The sequence below is a fragment of the Rheinheimera sp. F8 genome (assembly GCF_001518915.1).
Genome location: NZ_CP013656.1, coordinates 2,707,779 through 2,732,229 on the forward strand (window position 1 = coordinate 2,707,779; position 24,451 = coordinate 2,732,229).

The window sequence follows — 24,451 nt, forward strand, 5'->3', positions numbered from 1 at the left end:
GGCCCGGCGGCTTAGCGCAGCGGGCTGTGGATTAATGGACGTCCGGGGCTGGTCTGCATCTGGTCATAACTTTCGACCCGATTACGGCCATTGTATTTGGCCAGATAAAGCGCCTGATCGGCATGGCGCATCAGCTCGCTGGGCTGATAACCACTGATCTGGCTGTACGACACGCCAAAGCTGGCTGTCAGCTTCAGACCGGGCTGAATATGACTGCAATCGAGCTGTTCGATCGCATCGCGGCAGATCTCAGCCAGCATTAACACTTTGTCTGGTTGGCAATCCGGCAACACAATGGCAAATTCTTCACCGCCGATCCGGCCAAAAATATCGCCGCTGCGAATAAAGTGGTTACAAATCTGGACAGTGGCCTGCAGCGCTTTGTCGCCAATATCATGACCATGGTTGTCATTAATCAGCTTGAAAAAATCGAGGTCAAATACAATGACTCCCAACGATTTCTGCAGTTGTTTGCAGCGTTTGACCTGCTTTTGCAGCTGCAAATCAAAAAAGTGCCGGTTGCTGATGCCGGTCAGTCCGTCGTTTTCGGCGGCAAGTTTGTAATAACGATGGCGCCGTACCAACCGGTAGGTGACATAGACCAGTATCAGACTGGCGAGGCTCAGCAGACCAATATACAAACTGTCGCGTTGTGCCTGCTGGTTTTTCAGCTGATTTTCCAGCTCTACCACGCGAAATTCTTCTTTAATCAGCTGTAACTGCTGATTTTTTTTCAACAATTCACCTTTGGCCAGCTGGTAGGCCAGCAGCTGCGCAGAGCGGTCGTCCCGCATGGCGCGTTCGGCCTCTGAAAATTGTTTAGCAGCCTGATAGGCGTGTCGGAAATCGCCAAGCTGTGCAGTCAGTTCGGCTTTTAGTTGCAGTCCAGCCACCAAGGGAGTGCTGTAAGGCAGGTTTTTTGCCGCCTGTTCCAGCTCTTTGATCAGTTGCAACGCCACTTCAGCCTCACCGAGTTCGGCCTGTGCTTGCGCCATCAGCTGGTACAGACCGATTAATAACCGGTTGTAACCGGTCGCTTCGGCATCAGCCCGTTGTTGCTGTAAGCTTTTTAATGCTTGCTCCGGCTGCTGTTGTTTTAAGTAAAACCAGCCACGTTGCAGCGTGATCATATGCATGACCATTTTCTCGCCAGCTTGCCGGCAGAGTTCGGCTGCATTTTCTATCGTCGCGAGATCAACAGGACTGTGTAAAGCGACTTTATTCTGTAAATTGACCTGTCCGGCAATGCAAAGATCGCGTTGACTCATGACAGATGTATCCATGAGTGCAATGAACTCAATACTTTCCTGATATAAACCAGATTCTGAATAAATGGCTGCACCACTGAGCAAGCCCTGATTGCGCCATTTCATGTCATCAACATCTGCCGATAATAAAATGGCCTGACTCAGATTAGAAAATGCTTCGACAAACTGGCGTCTGACAATTTGCACGTTGGCCAGCGTATAAGCTGCTCTGAATCGTAACAATGGTGCATGCTTGGGTAACAGCAGGTCTTTTAACAGGATTTCTGCTTCCTGATGCTGACCGGAATAGGCCAGTTGGTAAGCAGTCAGAAAGTCGAGATAACTGCGCTGGCCGGGCGACATCTCGCCTTTAGCCAGCGTCAGTTGACTCAGTAAAGTTGAAAATTGCTGTGGTGATGAACTGCGTTGTTCGTCGGCTTCACTTAACATCAGATCAATGCGGCCAGACGGGCTGTCAGCCTGAGCAAATGCCAGCCCTGAATCCAACAGGAGGAACAGGTAAGTCAGCCGTAGCAGGATCTTCAACACAAATGCAGACCTTTAATGCCGACGGATTTTTGCATCGTCTTCCGGCTCATCTTCATCGTCCGGCTGATCTGGTGAATCAGGCGCCACGATGACAAAACAGCCCCGGCCCGGAGCGCCAGCTAACTGGACAAGGCCAGAGAGGTCGGCGTTTTTGATGGTTTCGGTTAAAGCTGCCGGTAACTGATGGGCATCGGCCAAACGGTCAATATTGTTATCGCGTTCAGCTTGCGGCGCGGTACTGACCGCAAGTTGCGTTAACATTTGGACTAACTCTGACATAGCATCTTCCTTTTTTGACAAAATGAACACAGAGATAAACCACTCATCGCTTGGAGTGGGGACCGGCCGTTGAAAACATCCTTGCCGGCCCTTCAGTAAAACAGGTTATGCCGATACTGAAAAGGTTTATTGCTCAAATAACGACGGAATTTTGGTCTCGGTTGTCACGCAGTTCAGCATACTTGCTCTGCGATATAAAGCTATGTTAATCATCAGGTTTTAAATGCTTCAGGCTGGATGGCATATGACACAGGGCAGGATTGTGATTGTCGGGACCGGTATCATGCTGGGCGCTCATCTGACGCCAGTGGCAAAAAGCCATATACAGGCGGCGGATGTGGTATTTGCAGCGGTTACTGATGGCATCAGTGAGCAGTGGCTGCAGACATTGAATGCTGATGTGCGCAGTTTTGCGCCTTTATACGCTCTGGGGAAATCCCGGCATGAAACGTATCAGCAAATGATCGATTTGATGATGACCGAGGTGCGGGCCGGCAAGTTTGTCGTTGGCGCTTTTTATGGTCATCCCGGCGTTTTTGCCTTTGCGCCGCATAAAGTCATCGAACTGGCGCGGCTGGAAGGCTATGAAGCGCAGATGCTGGCGGGTATCAGCGCGGCGGATTGCCTGCATGCAGATTTGGGCATAGATCCGGGCCGGGTCGGTTGTCAGTACTATGAGGCCAGCCAGTTTATGTTCTATCAGCGGCTGATTGATCCCAGTGCTTATTTAGTGCTGTGGCAAATCTCGCTGGCTGGCGATCGCTCTATTGCCCGTTTTGACACTGGTGCGGATGAATTACAGTTGCTGGTGGAGTTGCTCGCCGCTGATTATCCGGCCGATCATCAGGTGGTGATTTACGAAGCGGCCAGTATGCCATTTGAAACCCCCAGAATGGATTGGCTGGCACTGGCGGAATTGCCCAAAGCACGGCTGACACTGAAATCTACCTTAGTGTTGCCACCGGCCAGGGCGTTGCAAAAAAATGTGCAATTGCTGGCACGGCTTAAAGCCTTGCAGGACAGCTGATGCTGCGGCCGGAGCATTTTGCGTTCCAAACCGTTCTTTGCACGGTGCGACCACTGTCCGACGCAGATTTGCCCGGCCTTACCGGACTCTACACGGATCCACGTACCCAGCAGTTTGTCGGCCAGCTGTTAACTGAAGCTACCGCCATCAGCAGATTGCAGGCTTGCCTGCGGTCAAATCAGCGGTTACCGCTGCAGCAAGTCTATCTGACGGTGGAAAATCAACGACAACAACTGGCGGGAATGGCAGCAGGTTTTGCGATACAGCCCGACAGCTCATGGCTGGAACTGGGCATCATGTTATTGCCGGGTCTGCAGGCGCCAGGCCTTGCCAAAGCGGCGTATGCCGGCTTGATCCGACAGGCTCTGGGCCTCGGTTTTGTGCAGGTGCAGGCCAGTATGCAACCACAAAATCTGGCCGCTTTACGGCTGGTCCGCCAATGCGGCATGCAGCTTCTGACTGCAGGGCCTGCTGAAGTGCGTTATCAGATCTGTCGTGCTGAAAGTTAACGGGACAGCGGCTGACACATTGGGCTGGTTTTCACCACATAAGGCCGCAAAATCGGTGCCATGCCCTTCAGTACCTGCAGCGGCAGGGCTGAGGTAAAGCTGAAATCGTCAGCACCTTTACCGGGGACAAACGCAGTCAGCGTGCCGAAATAACTGTCACCGAGGTAAAACACAAAAGTCGCCGTGCGGCTGGTCGCCGTCGACGCCACTGTTTTGCCGCGGATCACTTGCGTTGCAACGCGGTTGTCGCCGGTGCCGGTTTTGCCGCCGACCTGGAACAGCGAGCCATCAGCTTTAACAAAACTGCCGTTTAACCGTCGGGCTGTGCCTTCAGCGACCACCTGACCCAGCGCTTTTTTCAGTGCCCGCGCCACTTCCGGACGCATCACCCGTTCGCCGGCGCTGGCATTAAAACCAAGCTGCACTTCATAAGGCGTATGGGCAGCAAAATGCAGACTGTCGATCCGGATGGTCGGCAAGCGTATTCCATCGTTCTGAATTATCCCCATCAGTTCTGCCAGTGCGGCCGGGCGGTCACCGGAACTGCCAAGTGCCGTGCCCAGACTTGGCACCAGGTGATCAAACGGATATCCAAGTTTGGCCCAGCGCTGATGGATGTCGGTAAAGGCTTCCACTTCCAACATGATACGGATCCGCGCATCACGCGCTTTGCGGTTTGGCGTTTTGAACAACCAACGATAAACCTGTTGGCGTTGCTCGGCACTGGCCTCGATCACTTCTTTCATTGTGGCTTGCGGATGGGTGTTCAGATAATTCAGTACCCACAGTTCCAGCGGGTGCGCGCCGGCGATATAACCCTGATCCGGCAGACTGAATTTACCTGGGCCATATTGGGCATACATGTCCTGCAGCTTTTTATTGGTCAGCGTGGCTGCATCGGGCAATTTAGTGCGTAAAAATGCGGCAAAGTCGGTAAAACTGGCATCCGGCAGTAAATACCGATGCACCGCAGCGAGGCGATCCGGCGTTTGTTTCAGACCATCAAAAAAGGTTTCCAGCCGTTGTTCCATCGGTTTTTGCTGGTACTTGCGGAAGAAACGGCGTAAGAACTCGCTGCCTTCTTTGTCGACGAACTTCCGCAGATATTCTTCCCGTTTCGGGTCGTTGTCGGCGCGCAATAACAATGACGTACTGCCTTGTGTCTGATAACTGCTGGCATAACTGACGATGTCACGTAATAACCGCACAAAAGGCAGGTTATGCGATTGCTGCAGCGACTGGCGGATCGTCGGCACTTTGCCATCTTCGTCTTTATTGAAGTTGTTAAACACCTGCAGACCACCGCCGGTAAAGAAGCGTTCCGCTGGTGACGCTGAATAAGTGCGCTCCAGCGACGCTTCTAACATGGCAGGCAAACTGCGATCGACAGTAGTTGCCATGTAATTAGCAGCCCAGCGTGTAATATGGTCGTTCGGTGCAATGTCCATCGTCAGCAGGCTGTCCGGCAACTCATCAACAAACGCCTGATGCAGCTCGGCGATAATTTCCAGATAGCTGGACAACACCCGCAATTTGGCGGTGGAGCCAAGCTCCAGTTTACTGTGTTCGTTTAAATCAAACGGTTGATCGGTACTGTCAGTCTGTACCCGGACCCGGTTAGCGTCTGCAGTCTTTTCAAACAGGGTAAAGCTGTACAGCACATCAGCGGTGCGCGTTGGCGCCAGCAAGCGTTCGCCAATCAGACCGTGTTGCGCCGCAGTATTTGGATTGGCCAGACTCTTCAGGTAAGCACTGACTTTTTGCTGTACATCACCATGCAATGTGCTGTGGGCGTTTAAATCGAGCCGGTCTAAATCGTACATAGACTGATTTAGCAGGTTGCCCAGCCGCAGTCTGGCTGCATTAATACCTTTGCGACTGTCGGCTTCGTCTTTGGCTTTATTCGGTTGCAGCCGGACAAACGTCAGGCGCTCATTTAACGCTTTGTCGCGTAAACCAGCATCGATGATGCCGGCGCGTGCCAGCAAGCGAATATGGCTGTCGGTCAGCTCTTCCAAATCGGCATGGCCCTGCAACAGATAATAAGAGGGCCGGCGCTGTGCGATCATCAGTGACAGCATCTGGCGGAAATAGCGTGCCCGTTCCGCGGCGCTGTCTGCTTGTTCGGGCTGGCTCAGCAACAGGTTAGCGCGTTCAAAGTCGGTGCCAAACCAGGCATACAACGCATCACCAACACCATGCACTTCACCATGACCAGGTGCGGATGACAGCGGCACAGTGTTGAGGTAATCCTGCACAATGCGCGTGCGGACGGCCTGGGTATTCGGACCATGCTGATAGGCGCGGATAGTGCCGGAAATAATCTGAATGGCTTTGTCTTCGAAGTTTTGCGTCAGCCCCATCGGCGAGTGGCGGAATTTTTCGATCTGAGTGGCGAGCGTAGAGCCACCGGCCGACTGTCCGCCAATCGCCAGAACTTTCCCGACCTGACTGACGGCGGCCATGACAAAACGCGGCCAGTCCATCACCGGGTTGGCGTGCGGCGGAATAGTCAGCAGATTGCGGTTTTCAATAAACAACAGGCTATGCGCGACCAACAATGGGATTTGTTGCGGCTGGCGATAAACCCGCTGCGGGTAGTTAAAATCGAAGATGGTCTCGTTGCGGCAATCTGCCAGAAACAAACCGCTTTGGACTTTCTCCCGATACGGCGGGAAAAAGCCCTGGGCCGCGAAACTTTGCATCGCCGGGGAAAATTCAGCCTGGGCCCTTACCACAAAACCGCGCTCGGTCAGGCGGGGCAACAGCGTCGGTAATTTGGTGTAACCGTGGCGCTCATCAAACGGGCCGGCCGTTGGGTATATAACCTGCGTGGTCGGGCCGCTTTGCAGCTGCCAGGTCAGTGTTTTGGCGTATTCGCTGATCGGTTTGGCGCTATACCAGGCCGTACGCATCTCAAAAGCGGCCAACACGGCAAGGGCAGCCAGTAATAAGAGTAACAGCACCGGAATTAACGAGCGGCGTTGTATCGTCACTTCTGGTTCGGCAGTTGACACTCCAGCTGGTTGTTCCCGGTAATTATCAAACTGAATGTTTTCTAAAGGAAGTTGCGGTGACAACGGCTGGATCCATGTGCTGAACTGAAAAAACAGCCGCAGATTTTAGCCTGAAGCGCGTTTGATTGCAGCTTATATTTAACCTTTCCTCAGCGGCTCTGTTCCGGCGGATATGGCGGCAGGTTGTCGCCAAACCAGAATTGCAGATTTTGCCGTAACGCCTTGTCTTGCCTGATGTTGTCGATAATAGCGTTGACCCGCAGCACCGCGAGCTGCCCCCAGTTACTGTCAGGGCAGCTGACGGCGCCGGCCAGCCAGTCTTCGAAACCGGCGATGGGCAGGAACACCAACGGCTGGGCGGAGTGGCGGTCGTAGTATTGCAGGCTGCTGATGTAATCAATTGTCGCATCAAGCTGATGCTGGCTGAGCATTTGTAAATGCAGCATGGTGGCATCTTTCCCGGTATCGAGACTGATGTGGTAAGGGCTGTGGATCCGGTGTTCATCCAGCAAAGGTTGCAATTTGCCATAACGGCGCTGCGACGGAAAACCAAACCGCAATTCACTGGCCAGTAATTTCTGCAGATTAACCGGTACGCCAAATCGTTGACGAATCGTTTCGGCCAGATCTGGCCGGGTAATGATGCCATGCGGCCGGTAATAATGGGTTGGCTTGCTGAACAAACGGCCTTTGGGATCCTGTGGTGCAGGCACATATAAGGCACAGGGGTAACACAGATGTTCTTTGGCATCCATGCGCTGACGAATGCGGGATTGCGGTTCGATCAGTGTCTGGTGCCGGACATCGGGCAGGTAGACCTGTAAACGCTGGACCAAAACATCACAAAAACCCTGGCCCTGGTCTGGTCCTTCCAGAATATGAAATGGTGCTTCCGGATTAGTCCCCCACAGCATACGGAACTGGCGGGCACTGCTTTGCTGGATCAGCAGCAATTGCTGTTCTGGCTGTAATGCCGGCAATTGGGGGGCGCTTTGTTGTGCTGCTGGTTGCGGCGCAGTGACTGGGCCGGCAGCACTCAGCCGATACAAATTCAGCCCGAACAGCACCAGTGTCACCACAATTAATGAGAATAGAATTTTCATAAAGCAGGCAGGCTAAGCAGGCGTTTTCTAAGCCTAGCATAGTGGCTGCATAATCAGCCACTTGCCATTTTTTTGAGCTTAGTGATGGTGGTGACCACCAACGCCATGCGCATGTCCGTGTGCGACTTCTTCGGCGGAAGCGGCGCGGACCGAGACCACTTTTAATTCAAACGTCAGTGTTTTGCCGGCCAGTGGATGATTCACATCGACTTCCGCTTTAAACATGCCCATTTTCACAATCTTGACCTGACGCGGGCCATGTTCGGTTTCGATGACGGCGGTCATGCCTGGCGCCCATTTTTTTGCGCCTTTTAAATGTTTGACCTGGACACTCTGAATGGCATTTTCGTCACGCTCGCCGTAGGCATCTTTTGGTGCGACGACCAGCGTTAACTCGTCGCCGGCGGCTTTGCCGGCCAGAGCCTGTTCAATCGCGGGCAGCATATTCTGATGGCCGTGCAGATATAACATTGGTTCGCCATTGGCGGAGTCTTCAATCAGATCCTGCGCCTCTGACACACGGTAATGCAATTGGACAACACTGTCCTGAGTAATGATCATGGTTAATTTCCTGCTTGTCTGTTTCGCGAATGAAAGGCGGCGATTATACCAAGTTCGCCGCCCGGCGAAACCCGCTTAATGATCACAGTCATGATGATGGGCGTGGCCGTGGCGCCGTTTATGGCGTTTCGGTTTGTGCCAGTGCCGTTGTTCCTGATATTCCCGCACTTCGACAAATCGCACGGACTGGTGACAGGCACCATAATGATGGCAGTAGCGGCCCCAATCGCGCTGATGCGCATAAGGCGCTTCAATCACTACTATGCGGTCATAACGTGGATACGGATCTGCGACCCGTACATGACCATGCACGCCTGGCAGCACCTGGCCATACAAATTAACTTCAACATTTGCGGCTTGGGCAGGAGTCATCAGGCTTATCGCACTGAACAGGCCTGCCAGCATACCCATAAATTTGCACATAACGCCTCCAAAGTGACATCAGCAGTTGCTGATATAGCCACTATGGCGGGTTCATCTGAATTGATTCTGAATAGCCGGGCACCGGCTCGCGGTCAGTATTTCAAATGTTGGGCAGCTCTGGCCGGCAGTTCAGCTTGCTGCAGCGGCCAGCTTTGTGGGTCGAGCTGAAAAAATTGCTGCATCAGCTGATACAGCCTGGGCTGGCATGCGGCCAGATAGGCCGGCATTTCAAAAAATAATTCGCTGAGTACGGCAAAAAACTCGGCCGGATTGGTGGCGGCATAAGGGTCAATCCACGGCGCGATACCTTGCTGCAGATCCTGTTGCAAGCGGTTAAAAGCTGCTTGCATTTGTATGCTCCAGTCTTGCTGCAGCTGGGCTGTTGGCAGCGGCGGGAAGCCGTTGACACTGCCGGTTTGCTGATCTAGCTGATGGGCAAATTCATGCACCACCAGATTGCGGCCATCATCAGCAACAGCTGCGCCCGCCAGCGTATGGCGCCAGGACAAAATCACCTGGCCCTGTTGCCAGGATTCGCCTTCGCGCCACTGCATGTTGTTATGCACCACGCCAGCGACATCGGGTCTATCTTGCTTTACCGCAAATGCATCCGGGTAGACCAGTACCTGACGCAGCCCCGGATAATCATTGACCGGCAGTTTTAACGTCAGCAAACTCGCTTGTGCCGCAATCATTACCCGCATCGGATCGGTCACGGTCAGACCATCGCAACCAACAAATTCCACTTCGGCGATAAAACGCTGAATTTGCCGGCGCAGCTCCTGCTGTAAATCGGCTGGCAAAGCCCGGTACAACGGCCAGCGCTGTTGCAACAATTTACGCCATGCCCGCGGGAAAGGGCGCTGGCGTAAGAGCTGACGCCTGTGTTTACGTCGCCACGCCGGATACAAGATCGCTGCGATCGCCAGTATCGTGATCAGCAGCAGTGAAAGTGACTGACTGTTGTTTTGTAAAAATTCCGCTAGCATAGGGGTTTAGCAGTTCCTGGTTGTTTTCCTACAGATGGGCGTGCCGCCTGACTATTTCAAGTTCAGCGGTGATAAACCTGTCAGACAGCGCAGTTTTTTTGGAGTATTTTTTATGCATCTTTTTGAGTTAAATCAGCAGCTTTCCGTTGCACAAAGCCTGCTGGCACAATTGCGTGATCCGGATATCCAGCAAGATCGCTGGCGTTTTCGCCATAACCTGCAACGCCTTGGCATGTTGTTGGCGTATGAGTTGTCAAAAACGCTGCAATATCAAGGCTTTCCGCTGCATACGTCGCTTGGAGTGGCCAAAGCCGCCGATCTGGACCAGCAACCTTTATTAATCTGTGTGATGCGCGCCGGTCTGCCATTTTATCAGGGCTTTTCTGATATTTTTGATCAGGCCGACAGCGGTTTTATCGGTGCCTACCGTCAGGCTGAACAGGCCGGTATGGATCAGGATATTTTCCTTGGTTATAGCGCCAATCCGGCAATTGATGGCCGGGATTTAGTGTTGATTGACCCGATGCTGGCGACCGGTTCATCGCTGCTGAAAGTCTGGCGTTTGCTGCAACAAAGCGGCACACCACGCAGCCTGCATATCGCCGCTGCCATCGCGGCACCGGAAGGACTGGCATTGCTGCAACGTGAACTGGACAGCAATGCCCATTTCTGGATTGGCGCAGTTGATGAGCGCCTGAACGAGCAGGCCTACATAGTGCCGGGGCTGGGTGATGCCGGCGACTTATGTTTTGGTAACAAAGGCTGAATTTGCTTATTGCTTCATCATCAGCTCAGCCAGAACTGCTGAGCTGATGATGGCGGTGTAGCCGGTACAGTAAAAAACTGACACCAAGCACCACCAGCGGCAGGCTCAGGCTGCGGCAACTTTCCAGCGGCAACGCCGGCCACCAAAAATGCAGTGACTCCAGCGTTTTATCGACCAGCGCTATCGCGTAATAGCTGATTGCCACCACCGACACCCGTTCAACGGCGCGTTGCAGACTGAGCTGTAGCCTGACTCTTTTCTCCATCGACGCCAGCAGATCAGTATTTTGCCGCTCCAGTTGCAGATTGATCCGGGTGCGCAGCAGCTCAGTGGAACGCCCCAGGCGGTTGGACAAACTGCGTTGCCGGCTTTGCACCGATTGCGCTGTGCGAAAGGCCGGTGTCAGCCGTCGCTCGGAAAAATCCTGCAACGTCATCATGCCGTCAACTTGTTGTTCCCTGAGCGCTTTTAACCGGTCCAGCGTCAGCTGATAATAGGCCGCACTGGCGTCGAGCCGGGCACTGTTATTGGCGATCAGATGCTCAGTATGTGCCGATAACTGACTGATCTCGCGCAGCAATTGTTCGTCCGAGCCTTGCTGTTGTTCAATGCGCTGGGTGATATCCGACAGCTGTTGTTCCAGTAAATGCAGCTGACTCAGCGTCTGGCGGCTGATTGGCCAGCCGAGCAGGCTCAGTTTACGATAATTGCCAAGGTCAAATAATTGCTGCACCAGCCGCGCCAGTGCTGATGGCGACAGGCCGTGATCGAGCAGTAACATGCGACCGGCGCCTTCCGGATGTTTGCGAAAATCAGTCCAGACCCGTGCTTTGCCATCGGCCAGCAGGCTCGACATACAATGTTCGGCAGCGAACAAGTTACTTGCCGTCTGTTGCTCTGCGCCGGTCAGAATTTGCAACTGCACCACGCGAAATAACTGACCTGGCAGCGGATTAAACCAGTCCAGGCTTGGCAGGAAACTAAGCGGATCTTCAAAACCGCTGGATTGACCCGGTTTAATAAAACTGTAAGTAGAGAATTCGGAATGCCGTTCCCAGCGCAGCATCACGTTGCCTAAATCCAGATTTAAATCGACATCGCCGTCCAGCAGTGCCACACCATATTGATGGGCTAGCTGTTGCAGGTGTTGGAATTCATGGCTGCGTGAAGCCGGCGACAGGGTCAGCATCCAGTGGCAGATGCGGCAGGGCGCCTGTAGCGCCGGGAAAAAGCGTTGTTGTAATTCTTTTTCCAGTAAATCGCGTTGCGGATGATTTTTCAGGTCCAGCATAAGTCCTCCTCAGCGGATGCATCAGTCTGACCTGCTTCTGTGTCAGCCTGACGACACCCTGTACTGCAGCAAGGGGCGTTCCAGAAAGATAGTTTTTTATCGTATTGATTTTTAACATTAAAGATTTGCCTGCTTGAATGAGCATCCGCTGCCGGTACCAGTCTGGTGCAGCAACAGCCAAAAAAGGTGCAGGAGGCAAAAGCGTCATGTTAGAGTAAAAACTTCGGTTTTTAGCTGCAGTGTGGTGTGCATGGTTCCGGTAGAAGTGATCCTGATTTTGTTAAGCCCGGTGTTTTTCCTGTTTATCGGCTATGAGTGGTATCACAGTGCCCGCCGCAAGCTGGCGATTTATCAGTGGCGCGATTCACTGGCGAATATGGTCCTGGCCGCGATGCATCAGGCTGGTGATGCGCTGTCCTTATTGCTGCTGTTACCACTGTTTTATTGGTTACATCAATTTGCCTGGTTGGATTTGCCATTTACGGCTTTGAATTTATTGCTGTTATTTGTGCTGCAGGATTTTCTGTATTATTGGTTTCACCGCGCCTCACACCGGGTACGCTGGCTCTGGGCGTCGCATGTGGCGCATCACAGCTCGCGGCTGATGAATTTCAGCACGGCGTTTCGTCAAAGTCTGACCTATCCGTTATCCGGGATGTGGCTATTCTGGCTGCCATTGGTGTTGCTGGGGTTTGATCCAAAACTGGTGCTGGCGGTGGTTGCGATTAATCTGGGTTTTCAGTTTTTTGTACACACGCGCTGGGGCAAGCATTGGGGCTGGCTTGGTTATGTGCTGAACACGCCAGCCTGGCACCGCGTTCATCATGCCTGCAACGACGAGTATATCGACAAGAATTTCGCCGGCGTGCTGGTGATTTGGGATCGTTTGTTTGGCAGCTTCGAGCCGGAACACGCCGCGATCCCTTGTCGTTTTGGTATCACCGAAGATTTTGAATCCGTTAACCCACTGACGATCACTTTCCACGAATGGCGGCGTATGCTGAGCGCTGCCCGCGATGCCAAAGGCGTGCGCGCTAAAATTCAGGTGTTGTTTGGGCCACCACGGCCAGACCCGCAACAGGAGTCTTTATCTTGATCAATCTGAGCCTGATGGGCTTGTTTATTCCGACTTTTTTATTTGTCTCCATCACGCCGGGCCTGTGTATGACACTGGCACTAACGGTCGGCATCAGCCAGGGCGTGCGCCGGGCCTTATGGATGATGGTCGGAGAACTGCTTGGCGTCGCACTGGTGGCCATGGCGGCAGTGCTTGGCGTCTCGGCGTTGTTGCTGGGCATGCCGGGCTTATTGACCGCATTTAAATGGCTGGGCGGTGCTTACCTCGGCTATCTGGCGCTGCAGATGTGGCAAAGCAAAGGCAAACTGGCGATCCCGGAGCCTGGGCAGGCGCAGCAAAGTTCACGCCGTGAATTGTTTATGCAGGGTTTTATTACCGCAGTGTCCAACCCCAAAGGCTGGGCTTTTCATATGGCGCTGTTGCCGCCATTTATCGACGCCAGTCTGCCGTTCTGGCCGCAACTGACTGTCCTGCTGGCGATTATCCTGCTATTGGAGTTTGCCTCATTGTTGTTATATGCCAGCGGTGGTAAAGCGCTGCGGGTGCTGTTTATGCAAGAAGGCAACGCCCGGCTGATGAATCGTATCGCCGCGGCGCTGATGTTTGGCGTCGGTGTCTGGCTGGTGTTGTCTTAATGTGCGCTGCGGTGCTTGTGTAGACAACAAGCCCTAGTCAAACCGCCAGATCAGACTCAGCTGACTCTGATAAAAATTGCGTTGTAACGGCCAATTATCCCACTGACCACGTGAAGCCTGATGACTGTTCAGCCGGCTGAATTCGCCGAGTACAGTCCACTGTGCCGACAAAGGATATTGCAATGCAACAGTCCAGTTGTGGCCACGGCCGCTATTGTCATCACCCAGGGTCTGGTCGCGATCCCATTGTTGCCAGTGGTCGTAGCGCAGACTGGCCTGCCACAGATCCTGTTGATAATTCAACAAGACAAAAGCAGCGCGATAATCCACCAGCACAGTGTCATAGCCCATTTCGGTATGGCCATCGAGCCATTGGCTGACCAAGCGCCATCTTTCACTCAGTTGTTGTTGCACGGCCAGCTGATTAAAGCGGTTCAGCCAGGCATATTGTCCTTTGACAAATACGGTAGGGTCGGCCTGATTATCATAATGGTAGAGCCTGATTTCCGTATCCTGCTGATACAGATAATGCAGACCGCCATACCAGCCGGTGTGGCCATCGAGTTCCTCAAACGGCTCGACCCAATCGGGCTGAAGTTCCAGTGGAAATCGCCGCAAGCTCGGGTAGTGGGCAAAATCAATCCGGCCACCGATGCGGGTTTGCAGGTTATGCACGGCAAATCCACGCCAGGAAATCAAGGTGCCGAGCGGGTCGTTATCACGAAACGCACCAAGCACCCCTTGCCAGCTGTGGTTGGAGGCAAAACTGCGGCCCGGCCGGCTCAGGCTCAGCTCCAGTGTTTTAGCGCGCAGTTCTTCAGCGTACCAGCTGTTGATTGCCGAAAACGTGCTGGTATAAGGCGAGCTCCAGACGATGTCGGTATTTTCCAGCGACAATGCCGGGTAAAACCAACCGGCGCGGGCTTTCAGCCGGTAGCCGTAAATGGGCAATGGCTGATACTGCAGCCAGGCTTCGGTGATGCCACTGGCTCCGTCCAAGGCTGATTGCTGACTCAGATGCAGCCGGGCGGAAAACGCGCTGTCGCTGTTGATCTGGAGTGCCGCGAGGATTGGTCCTGTGGTCAGCCGGTCATCACTGCTAGCTAATTGCCCGGTACCATGTTGCCACCACGGGCCCAGATTGTTGTTTTGTTCGCTGTGTTGTACCCAGCCAAACTCTGCTTTGGCCTGCAGTTCCAGCCAGGGGGTTAATTCCGCCGTATGGCCGTGATCAACCAGCAGCAATGACGAAGTGATCAGACAAAGCTGTGGAAAGGCGCGATACATCAATCTGCTCATGCTGAGCTCCGGGTAGACATCAAATAATTGGAAACTATAACCTTTGTTGCAGGTATACCGGTAAAAAGCCGGAAAAATTTCCGCACTCGGATAGATTTCAGACTGTTATACTGCCGGCTGAACCAGCTGGTCATCGCTTGCGTACCAGCACCCTGTTGGCGTCTACCCGGAGCGACCAGATGACCTTTCTGAACAAATTGTTGTGTGGTGCCTGTCTGCTGCAGGCAGCCGTGACTGTGGCAGATCCGCTGCAAATCCGCATCACTGATCAGCAGGGTGTGCCACTGGAAGACGCGGTGGCTGAGCTGCAATTACCCAATCCGCCAATACTAAAAACACCGGCTGAACTGGCACAAAAAGATCTGACCTTTGTGCCTTTTGTCTCGGCAGTGCAAAAAGGTACCGCCGTTGAGTTTCCAAATCAGGACAAAACCCGTCACCATGTTTATTCATTTTCACCGGCGAAAGTATTTGAACTGAAGCTATACGCCGGCAAGCCGGAAGCACCGGTTTTGTTTGATAAATCAGGTATTATCGCCATTGGCTGTAATATTCATGATTACATGCAGGCCTATGTCTATGTTGGCGACAGCCCTTATCTGGCGGTCAGCCGGGCTGATGGTTCTGCGCAGTTTGCTGATGTCCCCGCAGGCACCTATCAGCTCAAAGTCTGGCATCCGTGGCAGGACAGTGACGTTGCGCTGCAAGCACTGACATTGCCGGCCACTGGCGCTGTTGAGATTAAACTGCCGGTGACCCGGCAACAAAAACCGCAAAAACCGAAAAAAGGTTTTGGCAATTCATACAACTGAGTGTCACTCGGAAATTTAAGGAATCGATATGGCGACCGTAACGTTAAAAGGAAATCCATTTCAGACAGTTGGTAATCTGCCGGCAGTGGGCAGCCAGGCAGCTGATTTTGTGCTGACAGGTGCAGGTCTGGCCGACGTGTCTCTGGCCGATTTTGCCGGCAGCCGTCTGGTACTGAACATTTTCCCAAGTGTTGATACGCCCACTTGTGCCACTTCAGTGCGCAAATTTAACCAGGCGCTGAGCAGCCTGCAAAACACTAAAGTGTTATGTATCTCTGCTGATCTGCCGTTTGCTCAGGCGCGTTTTTGTGGTGCCGAAGGGCTGGAAGCGGTACAAAACGGTTCAAGTTTCCGGAGCAGCTTCGGTCAGGACTATGGCGTGACATTTGCCGATGGTCCACTGCGTGGCCTGTTATCTCGTGCCGTCGTAGTGATCGACACCGACGGCAAAGTACTGCATACCGAGCAAGTGGCAGAAACGGCAGATGAACCTTCTTATGAAGCTGCGCTGGCTGTGCTGGCCTGATTTCAATGGATTTCAGCAAAAGCAGCCTTCGGGCTGCTTTTTTTATGGCCGAACAGTCCGGCTCAGTCTGCATGCCGGCTGTCGCATCGCAGGACTATTGTGTGATGATTTTCCGCTTAAAACTTACATGTGTACTCTGAAATTAATGTTTATTGAAAATTAAATTCAGTTTTTATTTTTTAAATGCAGTATAAAAACAATGAGTTAAAATCTTAACTGGTTTTACCACTAGTGTTTTTTGCTATTTAAGAGTACAAATGTGCGCTGAAATTAATTGATTCAGTGATTTTTTATGTCTGCTGTTTACCGTCGCATCCACACAGAACTGTGTCAGATGTTATTTCGCCAATCCAGTTTTACCGGCGCCGCCGAACCGCTGATCCAGTGGCTGTTGCCTTGGTTCAATGCCGGGTTTTATGCGGCCAGAGTGCTGCAAATCAAACCTCAGGCCGGTTGTCTGCGGCTAAAGCTGAAAGTGAGTAGATTATTTCCATTATTTACGCCTGGGCAGCACCTGCAATTGCGGGTAAATATCAGCGGCGTACCGACGGAACGGACCTTCAGTATTTGTAGCAGCGTGCAACAATTGCATGACCAGCGTGAAATTGAGCTGGCGGTGAAAATTCAGCCGCAGGGCCGTTTTACCGGCGCGCTGAGTGGCGAATTAACGCCTGGAAACTATGTCCATCTGGGAGCCCCTACTGGCGATTTTGCTTTTTCTCAGGACAGCGCAGCTTGCCTGATCGCAGCCGGCAGTGGTGTCACGCCATTCTTTTCGATGCTGACTTCACTGAGCCGTCTCACGGTACCAGTGCTGTTTGTGTACAGCTATCGCGGTACTGAGCAATTACTGTTTGCTGAACACTGGGCAGCATTGCAGGCAAAGTTTCCATTGTTGCAGTTAGTCCTGTGGGATTCTGCGGTGAGGGGACGGCTGACACCAGAACGCTTATTTGCAGAGCTACAGCCAGAGCTCCACGGTAATTTTCTGTTATGTGGTCCGACCGAGTTTACGCAGGATCTTCGGGCCGCATGTTTGGCGCGAGGTGTCAGTCCAACCCAAGTTATTGCAGAGAGTTTTGGTTTGATCCAGCGCAATGCAGCAACCAGTCAGCCGGTGCGATTAGTGCTGGGTCGGCAACAACATGATTTGGTTGGGCAAGGCTCTATCTTACAGCGGGCGGAACAAAGCGGTCTGGTGTTGCGCTATGGCTGCCGGCGTGGTGTCTGTATGCAGTGCCTGTGTGACAAAAGCAGCGGCGTGGTGCGCAATCTGCTGACCGGTGAGTTATCGGATGCCGGTGCAGGCCGCATTCAACTGTGTATCAGTGAGGCGGTCAGTCCGGTGGAATTAAGTAGCGAAGGGTTAATAGTCTGATGAATCATTCACAAAATCCGCAGCCGGATGCGCTGCAACTCGAATCATTGGCATCGGAGCTTGACCAGTTGTTGCGCCAGGAAAAAAGCCGCCTGGGACACGCCGACGCCCGATATTTGCAGCAACTGATGTTCTGGCAACGCTGTGCGGCGCTGTGTGGCCGGTTGGGGATGCTGCTGTGCTGGTTCAGCTGGTGGTGGTTAGTGCCTTGCGTGCTGTTACTGGCGCTGGCAAAAATACTCGACAATATGGAAATCGGCCATAACGTATTACACGGGCAATATGATTTTCTGCGACATCCGCGGCTAAATTCTCAACAGTATGAATGGGATATTGCCTGTGATGCCAAATCTTGGCAACGCACACACAACTTTGAACATCATACTTATACCAACATTATCGGTCTGGACCGGGACTTTGGTTATGGTCTGCTGCGACTCTCGGCCGATCTGCGCTGGCGCTTACAAAACAGCTGGCAGTTCCTGACGTATCTGGTGTTAAGTACGTTTTTTCAGTGGGGGATCGCTTATCACGAACTGGCCGCACAACGGGTATTTTTCGGTCGGAAAAAAGCGGATCGTCACAGTCAGGTATCTGATCAACAACTAAAATCGGCTTTTTTCACGAAAGCTCGCCGGCAGTTGCTGAAAGATTATCTGATTTATCCGTTGCTGTGCTGGCCGGTGGCGTTGCCGGTACTGCTTGGCAATTTGGCCGCCAATTTGTTGCGGAACTGGTGGACTGCCACGGTGATTTTTTGTGGTCATTTCACCGGGCAAACGCAAGTGTTTCAACCGGCAGATTGCATTGATGAAAGTCGCGGGCACTGGTACTACCGGCAAATTCTCGGCTCGTCCAATTTTACCGGACCGCGCTGGCTGCATATTTTGACCGGCCACCTCAGTTGTCAGATTGAGCATCACCTGTTCCCCGATCTGCCGGCCTGGCGTTATCCGGCCTTGAGTCACGCAGTACAGGCTATTGCACAGCGACACGGCATCCCATACAACAGTGGCAGTTTTGGCCGGCAATATCTGAGTGTACTGCAGCGGATTTTGCGTTATTCCCGCCCTTAATGACTTGACCTGTCTGGCAGAAATGTTCAGGCTGATATTTTGTTCTGACAGACAGGTTTAAATATGACAGCAACTATTAGTGCCCTGAAACAATTGGCTTATGTAGTCTCTGATGTGCCACGGGCTGTGGTCTTTTTTCAGCAATTGGGCCTGCCGCTGTTGTTTCAGCCTGCTGCGCAGCTGGCATTTATGGCGCTTGGACCTGTGCGGTTAATGCTGACGCAACCTCAAGGGGCTGGTCTGGTTGGGCAAAACTCAGTGCTGTATTTGCAGTGTCAGCAGATTGAAGTCGAATATCAGCGCTTACTGGCAGCGGACATTGTCGGTGAAAAGGCGCCGCATTGTGTGGCTCAGATGGGGGATCATGATTTGTGGTTGGCCTTTTTCCGCGATCCTGATGGCAATTTGCTGGCATTGCTGGAAGAAAAGCTGACGAAAATCTGATATTTTCTGGCAAAAATGTCAACTGGTTGCTATTCGCGCGCAAGTCTGGGTACACTCGGTTTGAGAATAACAAAAATATTATAAATCTGAGGCTTAGCTTGAAAAATCTATACTCGGGGTTCCTGCTGGGATTACTGCTGATTAGCTCTAGTCTGTTTTACGGACTGGCCCTGACTAATTCCGATAAAAAATTTCAGCAACAGGCGTCTGTACTGGACGGTACCTGGCGCTTGGTATCTGTACGTCAGTTTGATGCAGCCGGAAAACCACTGCCAGTGTCTGCATCGGCGCAGGCATTGCAATCATTGAAAATTGTGGCAAACCGTCATTTCAGTCGTATTACGACGGCGGACGATGGCAAAGTTATCAGTGCCACCGCCGGCCTGATTGAACTCAGTACTGATTTGTACCGCGAATACACCGGATTTAAACCGGATACCCGCAGCAGTCTGGCTTATCAGTGGCAACTGGAAGAGGGTCTGCTGACACAACGCCGGACCGATAAAGATCAAGTGATTGAAGAGGTCTGGCAACTGGTTGACTGAACATCAGTCCACAGTTGTTTTTAGCACCAGGCCAGCTATTTCCCGAGGTTTTTCCGTGACTTCGTAAATATTTATCTACAGCTTCGGCAGATCAGATGCAAGGTGACGGAAATGCACTAAGCTTGCTCAGAACGAGTCAAATCGACGGGGCAAGTTATGAAATCTTCAGGTTTTGTGTGCTTTATATCCGTGCTTTTCGTCCTTGCAGCATGCGGCCCTCAGGCGCCAATGTCTGCCCAGTCAGAATCCAAACCAGCCAGCAGTTCCACACCAGAAGTCAAAACACCCGCAGCAGTTGCTGCAGCCAATACCGCCGCTCCTGAGGCGGCGCAGTGCCAGTTGAAGCTTGGCTTTGAGGCATGGGAACCTTACCAATACACGGCACTGGATAATAAACCATCTGGTCTTGATATTGAGTTAGTGGAAGCGATAGCGCAGCAAATGGGCTGCAAAATCAACGCACAACAAGGCAGCTGGACTGAATTAATCAGTGCGCTGAAAGCTGGAACTGTCGACTTGTTGCTTGGCGCATCTATCACGCCAGCCCGGCAGGAATATGCGCATTTTTCCGACCCATACCGGCAGGAACAATTTGTGTTGTTTGTCCGTTCTGCGGACGTTGCAGGTTATCCACAAAACTCGTTGGCAGAATTTATTGGTGCCGGTAAAAAAGTGGGCATTATCAGTGAATACTACTACGGCGCTGAGTTTGCGGATTTATACAATCAGGCGGCCTTGAAACAACAGTTTATTGAAGCATCATTGGGTGAACTGAATCTGGCCCGGCTGTTGGATGAGGATATCGATGGCATGCTGGAAGACAGTTTTGTCGGCCATGCGATGCTCAGACGCAAAGGCCTCGACAAACAAATTGGCGCTCATTCTATTTCAATGGGCAATACCGATGTGTTTGTGATGTTCAGCAAAGCCACGGTAAAAGCCGAACAGGTCAGTGCATTTAATCAGGCGTTAGCCGCGATAAAAGCCGATGGCCGCTACAACAGTATCATTCAGCGTTATGTGCATTAAAGACGACTTGTCGCCTGTTGCAGGATTTCACTGGTAAAACTTGTTTTCAGATAAAACCCGCGTGGCAGAGCCTGGACTGGCTCGCCGCCGGGCCCAATTGCCTGAGTCAGTGCTTTGCTGTTGGCACCCTTCGGCCGTAACTGCAGAACCTTACCGTGCGCACCGCGGATTTGGTTAAGGCCACCCAGCGCCAGTAAATCCATCAATTCTTCCCAATCCTGCTGCAGCAACAGTTGTTGCTGTGCGTCGGGTTGCCATAAAAACGCCCGGCCAATCATCCGTTCACCTAATGGAATATCCCGGGCGGCCAGTACAGGGACCCACAGCACATGTTGCAGTTTTCGGCAGACCCAGGAATCCTGCCAGCGCTGCAAAGTTGCGCCTGTCATCGGCGCTACACAGACATAGGTGCTTTCCAGCGGTTTGCCATTGCGGTCGACCGGCAAAGTCTTCAGTTCAACCGCTAAATGCGGGAAGTCGGGTTCGGCCCTGGAACCGGCACTGGCACCCAGGGCAAGTTCCATTAGTTGGCCAACTGTCCCTTTGTCACGACGCAGATCGGCAGGCAAAATTTGCCGCAATTCGTCGGCCAGTTCATTCAGGGTCAGACCCGCCAGCGTATGAGCGCGGTGCAATAATTCAGCAGTGGAAGCAGGGGGAGAAGGGCGCATATCAAAATCCGTGTATCACTCTGAACACACTAACATTTTCATGCGGATCTTTCTGGCGAATTTATCAGCAATCCAACTTATGCACAGAGTAGTGCGACTTCTAATGTAAAAAAAAGCGACCTAAATGCATGAAAAGTAATGTATTTTAATATCGTAAATCTCTGGTTTTATCGTGGCGTGATGAGTTATTCAGGGATAAGAACATGGATATACACAGTTATATGCACAGTCTCTGTGTAAAAGTGCACAGAGGCATACTGTATAAATGCCAAGTTGTGGATAACTCGAGTCGCGACAGACTGAAATTCAGTTTGCTGTCCCTGTCACTTTGTGAAAGAATCAGGGTAACGCTGTTGTAAACAAGCCAGAGGTTTGTGTGATCGATGCCGAAGGCTTTCGGGCCAACGTCGGTATAGTGATTTGTAATCACCAGGGACAGGTGTTTTGGGCTCGCAGATACGGACAGCATTCATGGCAGTACCCGCAAGGTGGCATTGATGACGGCGAAACGCCAGAACAAGCGATGTATCGGGAACTCCATGAAGAAGTTGGATTAACCGCGGCAGATGTAGAAATAGTGGCAACCACCAAACATTGGTTGCGCTATAAACTGCCGAAGCGTTTGATCCGACGGGATTCAAACCCGGTGTGTATCGGGCAAAAACAAAAATGGTTTTTGCTGCGGTTAACCTGCCGGGATGAAGATGTCAATCTGTTGAAAACCACGCATCCTGAATTCGATGACTGGCGTTGGGTCAGTTATTGGTACCCGGTGCGGCAAGTTGTGGCTTTTAAACGGGAAGTTTACCGGAAAGTCATGAAAGAGTTTGCCCCAATCGCTTTACCTTTTGTTCGACGGGAAGTTAAAAAGAAATAAACAAATGCCAGCCTGTGGCTGGCATTTGTTGTTATGTGAGGTCAGACATGCTCAGCCAGTTGCGACGCATCGTGCAGGACGTAGCTCAGGAGCCTTCGCTGGACAGCGCTTTGGCCGGTTTGGTCCGCAACGTGAAACACGCGCTGCGCACCGAATGCTGCTCGGTTTACCTCGCTGATTACGAACAACAACATTTTATGCTGATGGCTACTGACGGACTGAATCCGGATGCGATCGGCAAAGTCTCCATCGGTTTTTCTGAAGGTCTGATCGGCTGGGTTGGCCAGCGCGAAGAGCCGATTAATCTGGCGCAGGCCCATCTGCATCCACGCTTTAAAGTTACTCCCGAAGTTTCTGAAGACTGTTTCTCCGCTTTTTTAGGTTGCCCGATTATCCATCACCGCAAAGTTCTGGGTGTACTGACCATACAGCAATCCGATTCGCGCATTTTTAATGAAGATGAAGAGTCGTTCCTCGTGACATTGGGAGTGCAGCTGGCGTCTGTGCTGGTTAACGCGGAAATGCGCAAAGTGTCGGCCGGCACCTCATCGTCGCAGCAAAACAGTCAGATGCAAGGCTTGATCGGTGCGCCGGGTATTGCGATTGGTGAAGGTTATATTCTGCAACCAGCCAGTGATTTTGATGCGATTTCGCTGAAACACAGTGACGATCCGGAAAAAGAACTAAACCGGTTTTACCGGGCGGTCAAAGTCACCAAAGCCGAGTTTAATCGCCTTGCCGAGCGGATGAGCGGGCATTTACCTGCCGATGCGCTGGCTATTTTTGATGTCTACCATCAGTTGCTGGACGCTGCCAGTCTTGGCAATGAAATAGAAGCACAAATCAAACTCGGCTGGTGTGCCAAGAGTGCGCTGAAGCTGGTCGTCGAGCGCTTTGCCCGCCAGTTTGATGATATGGACGACCCTTATCTGCGTGAACGTGGTACTGATATTCGTGATTTGGGACAGCGGGTGTTGAACCACTTGCTGGAAACTGAACAACGTCAGCACCGTCTGCCAGCGCAAGTCGTGCTGGTCGCCGAAAATGTCACAGCGTCGATGCTGGCTGAAATTCCGCGGGCACAACTGGTCGCGATCGTGTCATTAAAAGGCTCGGTGAACTCTCACGCTGCGATTATGGCGCGCGCGTTGGGTATTCCTGCCGTGATGGGCGTTGACGAGTTGCCTTTAATGCAATGGCAAGGTCAGCGCCTGATTGTCGATGGTTATCAGGGCCACATTCTGGTGTCACCGGCTGACGCGATTTGTCAGGAATATCGTCAGCTGATTACCAAAGATGCAGAGCTGAGCGCCCGCTATCAGTCAGAATTACATCTGCCGGCGCAAAGCAGTTGTGGTCAGAATTTCAGTCTGATGGTGAATTCGGGCCTTGCGATTGAAATTGAAACGACGCAGTCGGAATTCACCAACGGCGTCGGTCTGTATCGGACTGAATTTCCTTTTATTATGCGTAGTCGTTTCCCGACCGAGCTGGAACAGGTTGAGCTTTATCGCAAAGTGTTTCAGGGCTACCCGGGTAAATCCGTAGTGATGCGGACCTTGGACGTCGGTGGGGACAAACCGTTGCCGTATTTTCCAATCTCAGAGGAAAATCCGTTTTTAGGCTGGCGCGGGATCAGGCTGACACTCGATCATCCGGAAATTTTCCTGGTGCAAATCCGCGCCATGCTCAAAGCAAACATCGGTTACAACAGTCTGCATATTTTATTGCCGATGATTTCTGATCTGGCTGAAGTAGACGAATCGTTGCGGTTGATCCGGCAGGCCTGGTTTGAGGTCGACGACGAGTTTAATGGTGAGAATATCGTCGCTAAACCGAAAGTCGGTGTGATGATTGAAGTGCCGTCCATCATGTTTCAGCTGCCTGAACTGGCACGAAAAGTCGATTTTTGTTCGGTCGGTACCAACGATTTAACCCAGTACCTGCTGGCGGTTGATCGAAATAATCCGCGCGTCGGTAATTTATACGATGCGATGCATCCAGCGGTATTACGGGCACTGAATCAGTTAGGCCAACAAGCACATGGTTTGCAGTTTCCGATCAGTATCTGTGGCGAGCTTGGCGGTGAGCCGCTGGGCGTGTTGACGCTGGCAGCGATGGGCTTTAACAGTTTTAGTATGAACCACAGCAATCTGGCGAAAATCAAATGGTTATTGCGCCGGATTGATTTAGCCGAACTGCGGTTGTTGTTGCCGGACGTGCTGGCCTGCCAGTCGCCAAAACAGGTCAGAGTGCTGGTACAACGTTTTCTTGATCAGAAACAGCTGTTGAATCAGTTACGCGCCTGATCGGCTGCAAT

Annotated in this window: 24 protein-coding genes; 14 read left to right on the plus strand and 10 right to left on the minus strand. The window is 52.2% G+C overall.

The genetic code is table 11. From position 1 onward, the window contains the following. Nucleotides 1-11 precede the first annotated feature (11 nt). A complete protein-coding gene (locus ATY27_RS12130; protein WP_208930907.1) occupies nucleotides 12-1,796 on the minus strand; it encodes a diguanylate cyclase in 1,785 nt (594 codons plus the stop codon). A gap of 12 nt (nucleotides 1,797-1,808) precedes the next feature. Continuing rightward, nucleotides 1,809-2,075 carry a hypothetical protein gene (locus tag ATY27_RS12135; RefSeq protein ID WP_208930908.1) on the minus strand — a complete coding sequence of 89 codons (267 nt, stop codon included), beginning with the start codon at nucleotides 2,073-2,075 and terminating at the stop codon, nucleotides 1,809-1,811. Nucleotides 2,076-2,319: 244 nt separating this feature from the next. Between ATY27_RS12135 and ATY27_RS12140 the strand changes: the two genes are divergently transcribed. Further along, nucleotides 2,320-3,102 carry an SAM-dependent methyltransferase gene (locus tag ATY27_RS12140; protein ID WP_208930909.1) on the plus strand — a complete coding sequence of 261 codons (783 nt, stop codon included), beginning with the start codon at nucleotides 2,320-2,322 and terminating at the stop codon, nucleotides 3,100-3,102. Continuing rightward, nucleotides 3,102-3,611: a GNAT family N-acetyltransferase gene (locus tag ATY27_RS12145; protein ID WP_208930910.1), complete on the plus strand. Its 510-nt coding sequence runs from the start codon at nucleotides 3,102-3,104 to the stop codon at nucleotides 3,609-3,611. Before ATY27_RS12140 ends, ATY27_RS12145 begins: the two co-directional genes overlap by 1 nt. Here ATY27_RS12145 and ATY27_RS12150 read toward each other — a convergent pair. The 5 genes from ATY27_RS12150 to ATY27_RS12170 all read right to left on the minus strand — a co-directional run bounded on the left by ATY27_RS12150 (nucleotide 3,608) and on the right by ATY27_RS12170 (nucleotide 9,704). Beyond that, entirely contained in the window at nucleotides 3,608-6,691 is a 3,084-nt protein-coding gene (locus ATY27_RS12150) for a transglycosylase domain-containing protein (RefSeq protein ID WP_244151287.1), read from the minus strand. The genes ATY27_RS12145 and ATY27_RS12150 overlap by 4 nt on opposite strands. 86 nt (nucleotides 6,692-6,777) lie before the next feature. After that, on the minus strand, nucleotides 6,778-7,731 hold the full coding sequence (locus ATY27_RS12155) for a hypothetical protein (RefSeq protein WP_208930911.1): 954 nt from the start codon (nucleotides 7,729-7,731) through the stop codon (nucleotides 6,778-6,780). Nucleotides 7,732-7,809: 78 nt separating this feature from the next. Beyond that, nucleotides 7,810-8,292, minus strand: a complete 483-nt coding sequence (locus ATY27_RS12160; RefSeq protein WP_208930912.1) for a peptidylprolyl isomerase — start codon at nucleotides 8,290-8,292, stop codon at nucleotides 7,810-7,812. A 75-nt stretch (nucleotides 8,293-8,367) separates the two neighbouring features. Further along, nucleotides 8,368-8,715 (minus strand): hypothetical protein, encoded by a 348-nt coding sequence (locus tag ATY27_RS12165; protein WP_208930913.1) that lies wholly within the window; start codon nucleotides 8,713-8,715, stop codon nucleotides 8,368-8,370. 92 nt (nucleotides 8,716-8,807) lie between these two features. Continuing rightward, complete coding sequence (locus ATY27_RS12170) at nucleotides 8,808-9,704, minus strand: M90 family metallopeptidase (RefSeq protein ID WP_208930914.1); 897 nt, start codon at nucleotides 9,702-9,704, stop codon at nucleotides 8,808-8,810. A 112-nt stretch (nucleotides 9,705-9,816) separates the two neighbouring features. Between ATY27_RS12170 and upp the strand changes: the two genes are divergently transcribed. Then, nucleotides 9,817-10,470, plus strand: coding sequence for a uracil phosphoribosyltransferase (gene upp / locus ATY27_RS12175; protein ID WP_208930915.1), 654 nt, complete (start codon nucleotides 9,817-9,819; stop codon nucleotides 10,468-10,470). Between the two features lie 25 nt (nucleotides 10,471-10,495). Here upp and ATY27_RS12180 read toward each other — a convergent pair whose 3' ends face one another. Continuing rightward, nucleotides 10,496-11,761 (minus strand): DUF3422 domain-containing protein, encoded by a 1,266-nt coding sequence (locus tag ATY27_RS12180; RefSeq protein WP_208930916.1) that lies wholly within the window; start codon nucleotides 11,759-11,761, stop codon nucleotides 10,496-10,498. Between the two features lie 250 nt (nucleotides 11,762-12,011). Here ATY27_RS12180 and ATY27_RS12185 point away from each other — a divergent pair, with 250 nt between their 5' ends. Both ATY27_RS12185 and ATY27_RS12190 read left to right on the plus strand, forming a co-directional pair. Next, nucleotides 12,012-12,857, plus strand: a complete 846-nt coding sequence (locus ATY27_RS12185; protein WP_208930917.1) for a sterol desaturase family protein — start codon at nucleotides 12,012-12,014, stop codon at nucleotides 12,855-12,857. After that, the gene (locus ATY27_RS12190; RefSeq protein ID WP_208930918.1) at nucleotides 12,854-13,474 is read left to right on the plus strand and encodes a LysE family translocator; all 621 of its coding nucleotides are present in this window, start codon (nucleotides 12,854-12,856) and stop codon (nucleotides 13,472-13,474) included. The genes ATY27_RS12185 and ATY27_RS12190 overlap by 4 nt, the downstream gene beginning before the upstream one ends. Nucleotides 13,475-13,507: 33 nt before the next feature. Here ATY27_RS12190 and ATY27_RS12195 read toward each other — a convergent pair whose 3' ends face one another. Next, on the minus strand, nucleotides 13,508-14,773 hold the full coding sequence (locus tag ATY27_RS12195; protein WP_208930919.1) for a hypothetical protein: 1,266 nt from the start codon (nucleotides 14,771-14,773) through the stop codon (nucleotides 13,508-13,510). Between the two features lie 179 nt (nucleotides 14,774-14,952). Between ATY27_RS12195 and ATY27_RS12200 the strand changes: the two genes are divergently transcribed. The 7 genes from ATY27_RS12200 (at nucleotide 14,953) to ATY27_RS12230 (ending at nucleotide 20,583) form a co-directional block, all read left to right on the plus strand. After that, a complete protein-coding gene (locus ATY27_RS12200) occupies nucleotides 14,953-15,585 on the plus strand; it encodes a methylamine utilization protein (RefSeq protein ID WP_208930920.1) in 633 nt (210 codons plus the stop codon). Nucleotides 15,586-15,613: 28 nt separating this feature from the next. Then, entirely contained in the window at nucleotides 15,614-16,111 is a 498-nt protein-coding gene (gene tpx / locus ATY27_RS12205; RefSeq protein WP_208930921.1) for a thiol peroxidase, read from the plus strand. A gap of 292 nt (nucleotides 16,112-16,403) precedes the next feature. Continuing rightward, nucleotides 16,404-17,489, plus strand: coding sequence for an FAD-binding oxidoreductase (locus tag ATY27_RS12210; protein WP_208930922.1), 1,086 nt, complete (start codon nucleotides 16,404-16,406; stop codon nucleotides 17,487-17,489). Further along, nucleotides 17,489-18,565 (plus strand): acyl-CoA desaturase, encoded by a 1,077-nt coding sequence (locus ATY27_RS12215; protein ID WP_208930923.1) that lies wholly within the window; start codon nucleotides 17,489-17,491, stop codon nucleotides 18,563-18,565. Before ATY27_RS12210 ends, ATY27_RS12215 begins: the two co-directional genes overlap by 1 nt. A gap of 63 nt (nucleotides 18,566-18,628) precedes the next feature. Then, nucleotides 18,629-19,009: a VOC family protein gene (locus ATY27_RS12220; RefSeq protein ID WP_208930924.1), complete on the plus strand. Its 381-nt coding sequence runs from the start codon at nucleotides 18,629-18,631 to the stop codon at nucleotides 19,007-19,009. Nucleotides 19,010-19,107: 98 nt separating this feature from the next. Then, nucleotides 19,108-19,554 carry a hypothetical protein gene (locus ATY27_RS12225; protein ID WP_208930925.1) on the plus strand — a complete coding sequence of 149 codons (447 nt, stop codon included), beginning with the start codon at nucleotides 19,108-19,110 and terminating at the stop codon, nucleotides 19,552-19,554. A gap of 228 nt (nucleotides 19,555-19,782) precedes the next feature. Further along, nucleotides 19,783-20,583: a transporter substrate-binding domain-containing protein gene (locus tag ATY27_RS12230; RefSeq protein ID WP_208930926.1), complete on the plus strand. Its 801-nt coding sequence runs from the start codon at nucleotides 19,783-19,785 to the stop codon at nucleotides 20,581-20,583. On the opposite strand, the gene mutH is transcribed toward ATY27_RS12230, so the two are convergent. Then, the gene (gene mutH, locus ATY27_RS12235; RefSeq protein WP_208930927.1) at nucleotides 20,580-21,254 is read right to left on the minus strand and encodes a DNA mismatch repair endonuclease MutH; all 675 of its coding nucleotides are present in this window, start codon (nucleotides 21,252-21,254) and stop codon (nucleotides 20,580-20,582) included. The two genes, ATY27_RS12230 and mutH, sit on opposite strands and share 4 nt — an antisense overlap. Nucleotides 21,255-21,630: 376 nt before the next feature. Here mutH and rppH point away from each other — a divergent pair, with 376 nt between their 5' ends. Together rppH and ptsP are read left to right on the plus strand one after the other, a co-directional pair. Further along, nucleotides 21,631-22,131, plus strand: coding sequence for an RNA pyrophosphohydrolase (gene rppH, locus ATY27_RS12240; RefSeq protein ID WP_208930928.1), 501 nt, complete (start codon nucleotides 21,631-21,633; stop codon nucleotides 22,129-22,131). A 47-nt stretch (nucleotides 22,132-22,178) separates the two neighbouring features. Continuing rightward, nucleotides 22,179-24,440 (plus strand): phosphoenolpyruvate--protein phosphotransferase, encoded by a 2,262-nt coding sequence (ptsP, locus tag ATY27_RS12245; RefSeq protein ID WP_208930929.1) that lies wholly within the window; start codon nucleotides 22,179-22,181, stop codon nucleotides 24,438-24,440. Nucleotides 24,441-24,451: the final 11 nt, after the last annotated feature.

Coding starts and splice junctions, on each gene's coding strand:
- ATY27_RS12140 (WP_208930909.1), top strand. CDS start 2,320: ATGACACAGGGCAGGATTGTGATTGTCGGGACCGGTATCATGCTGGGC.
- ATY27_RS12135 (WP_208930908.1), bottom strand. CDS start 2,075: ATGTCAGAGTTAGTCCAAATGTTAACGCAACTTGCGGTCAGTACCGCG.
- ptsP (WP_208930929.1), top strand. CDS start 22,179: ATGCTCAGCCAGTTGCGACGCATCGTGCAGGACGTAGCTCAGGAGCCT.
- ATY27_RS12180 (WP_208930916.1), bottom strand. CDS start 11,761: ATGCTGGACCTGAAAAATCATCCGCAACGCGATTTACTGGAAAAAGAA.
- ATY27_RS12170 (WP_208930914.1), bottom strand. CDS start 9,704: ATGCTAGCGGAATTTTTACAAAACAACAGTCAGTCACTTTCACTGCTG.
- ATY27_RS12165 (WP_208930913.1), bottom strand. CDS start 8,715: ATGTGCAAATTTATGGGTATGCTGGCAGGCCTGTTCAGTGCGATAAGC.
- ATY27_RS12230 (WP_208930926.1), top strand. CDS start 19,783: ATGTCTGCCCAGTCAGAATCCAAACCAGCCAGCAGTTCCACACCAGAA.
- ATY27_RS12195 (WP_208930919.1), bottom strand. CDS start 14,773: ATGAGCAGATTGATGTATCGCGCCTTTCCACAGCTTTGTCTGATCACT.
- ATY27_RS12155 (WP_208930911.1), bottom strand. CDS start 7,731: ATGAAAATTCTATTCTCATTAATTGTGGTGACACTGGTGCTGTTCGGG.
- ATY27_RS12145 (WP_208930910.1), top strand. CDS start 3,102: ATGCTGCGGCCGGAGCATTTTGCGTTCCAAACCGTTCTTTGCACGGTG.
- ATY27_RS12185 (WP_208930917.1), top strand. CDS start 12,012: ATGGTTCCGGTAGAAGTGATCCTGATTTTGTTAAGCCCGGTGTTTTTC.
- upp (WP_208930915.1), top strand. CDS start 9,817: ATGCATCTTTTTGAGTTAAATCAGCAGCTTTCCGTTGCACAAAGCCTG.
- ATY27_RS12210 (WP_208930922.1), top strand. CDS start 16,404: ATGTCTGCTGTTTACCGTCGCATCCACACAGAACTGTGTCAGATGTTA.
- ATY27_RS12200 (WP_208930920.1), top strand. CDS start 14,953: ATGACCTTTCTGAACAAATTGTTGTGTGGTGCCTGTCTGCTGCAGGCA.
- mutH (WP_208930927.1), bottom strand. CDS start 21,254: ATGCGCCCTTCTCCCCCTGCTTCCACTGCTGAATTATTGCACCGCGCT.
- tpx (WP_208930921.1), top strand. CDS start 15,614: ATGGCGACCGTAACGTTAAAAGGAAATCCATTTCAGACAGTTGGTAAT.
- ATY27_RS12215 (WP_208930923.1), top strand. CDS start 17,489: ATGAATCATTCACAAAATCCGCAGCCGGATGCGCTGCAACTCGAATCA.
- ATY27_RS12220 (WP_208930924.1), top strand. CDS start 18,629: ATGACAGCAACTATTAGTGCCCTGAAACAATTGGCTTATGTAGTCTCT.
- ATY27_RS12160 (WP_208930912.1), bottom strand. CDS start 8,292: ATGATCATTACTCAGGACAGTGTTGTCCAATTGCATTACCGTGTGTCA.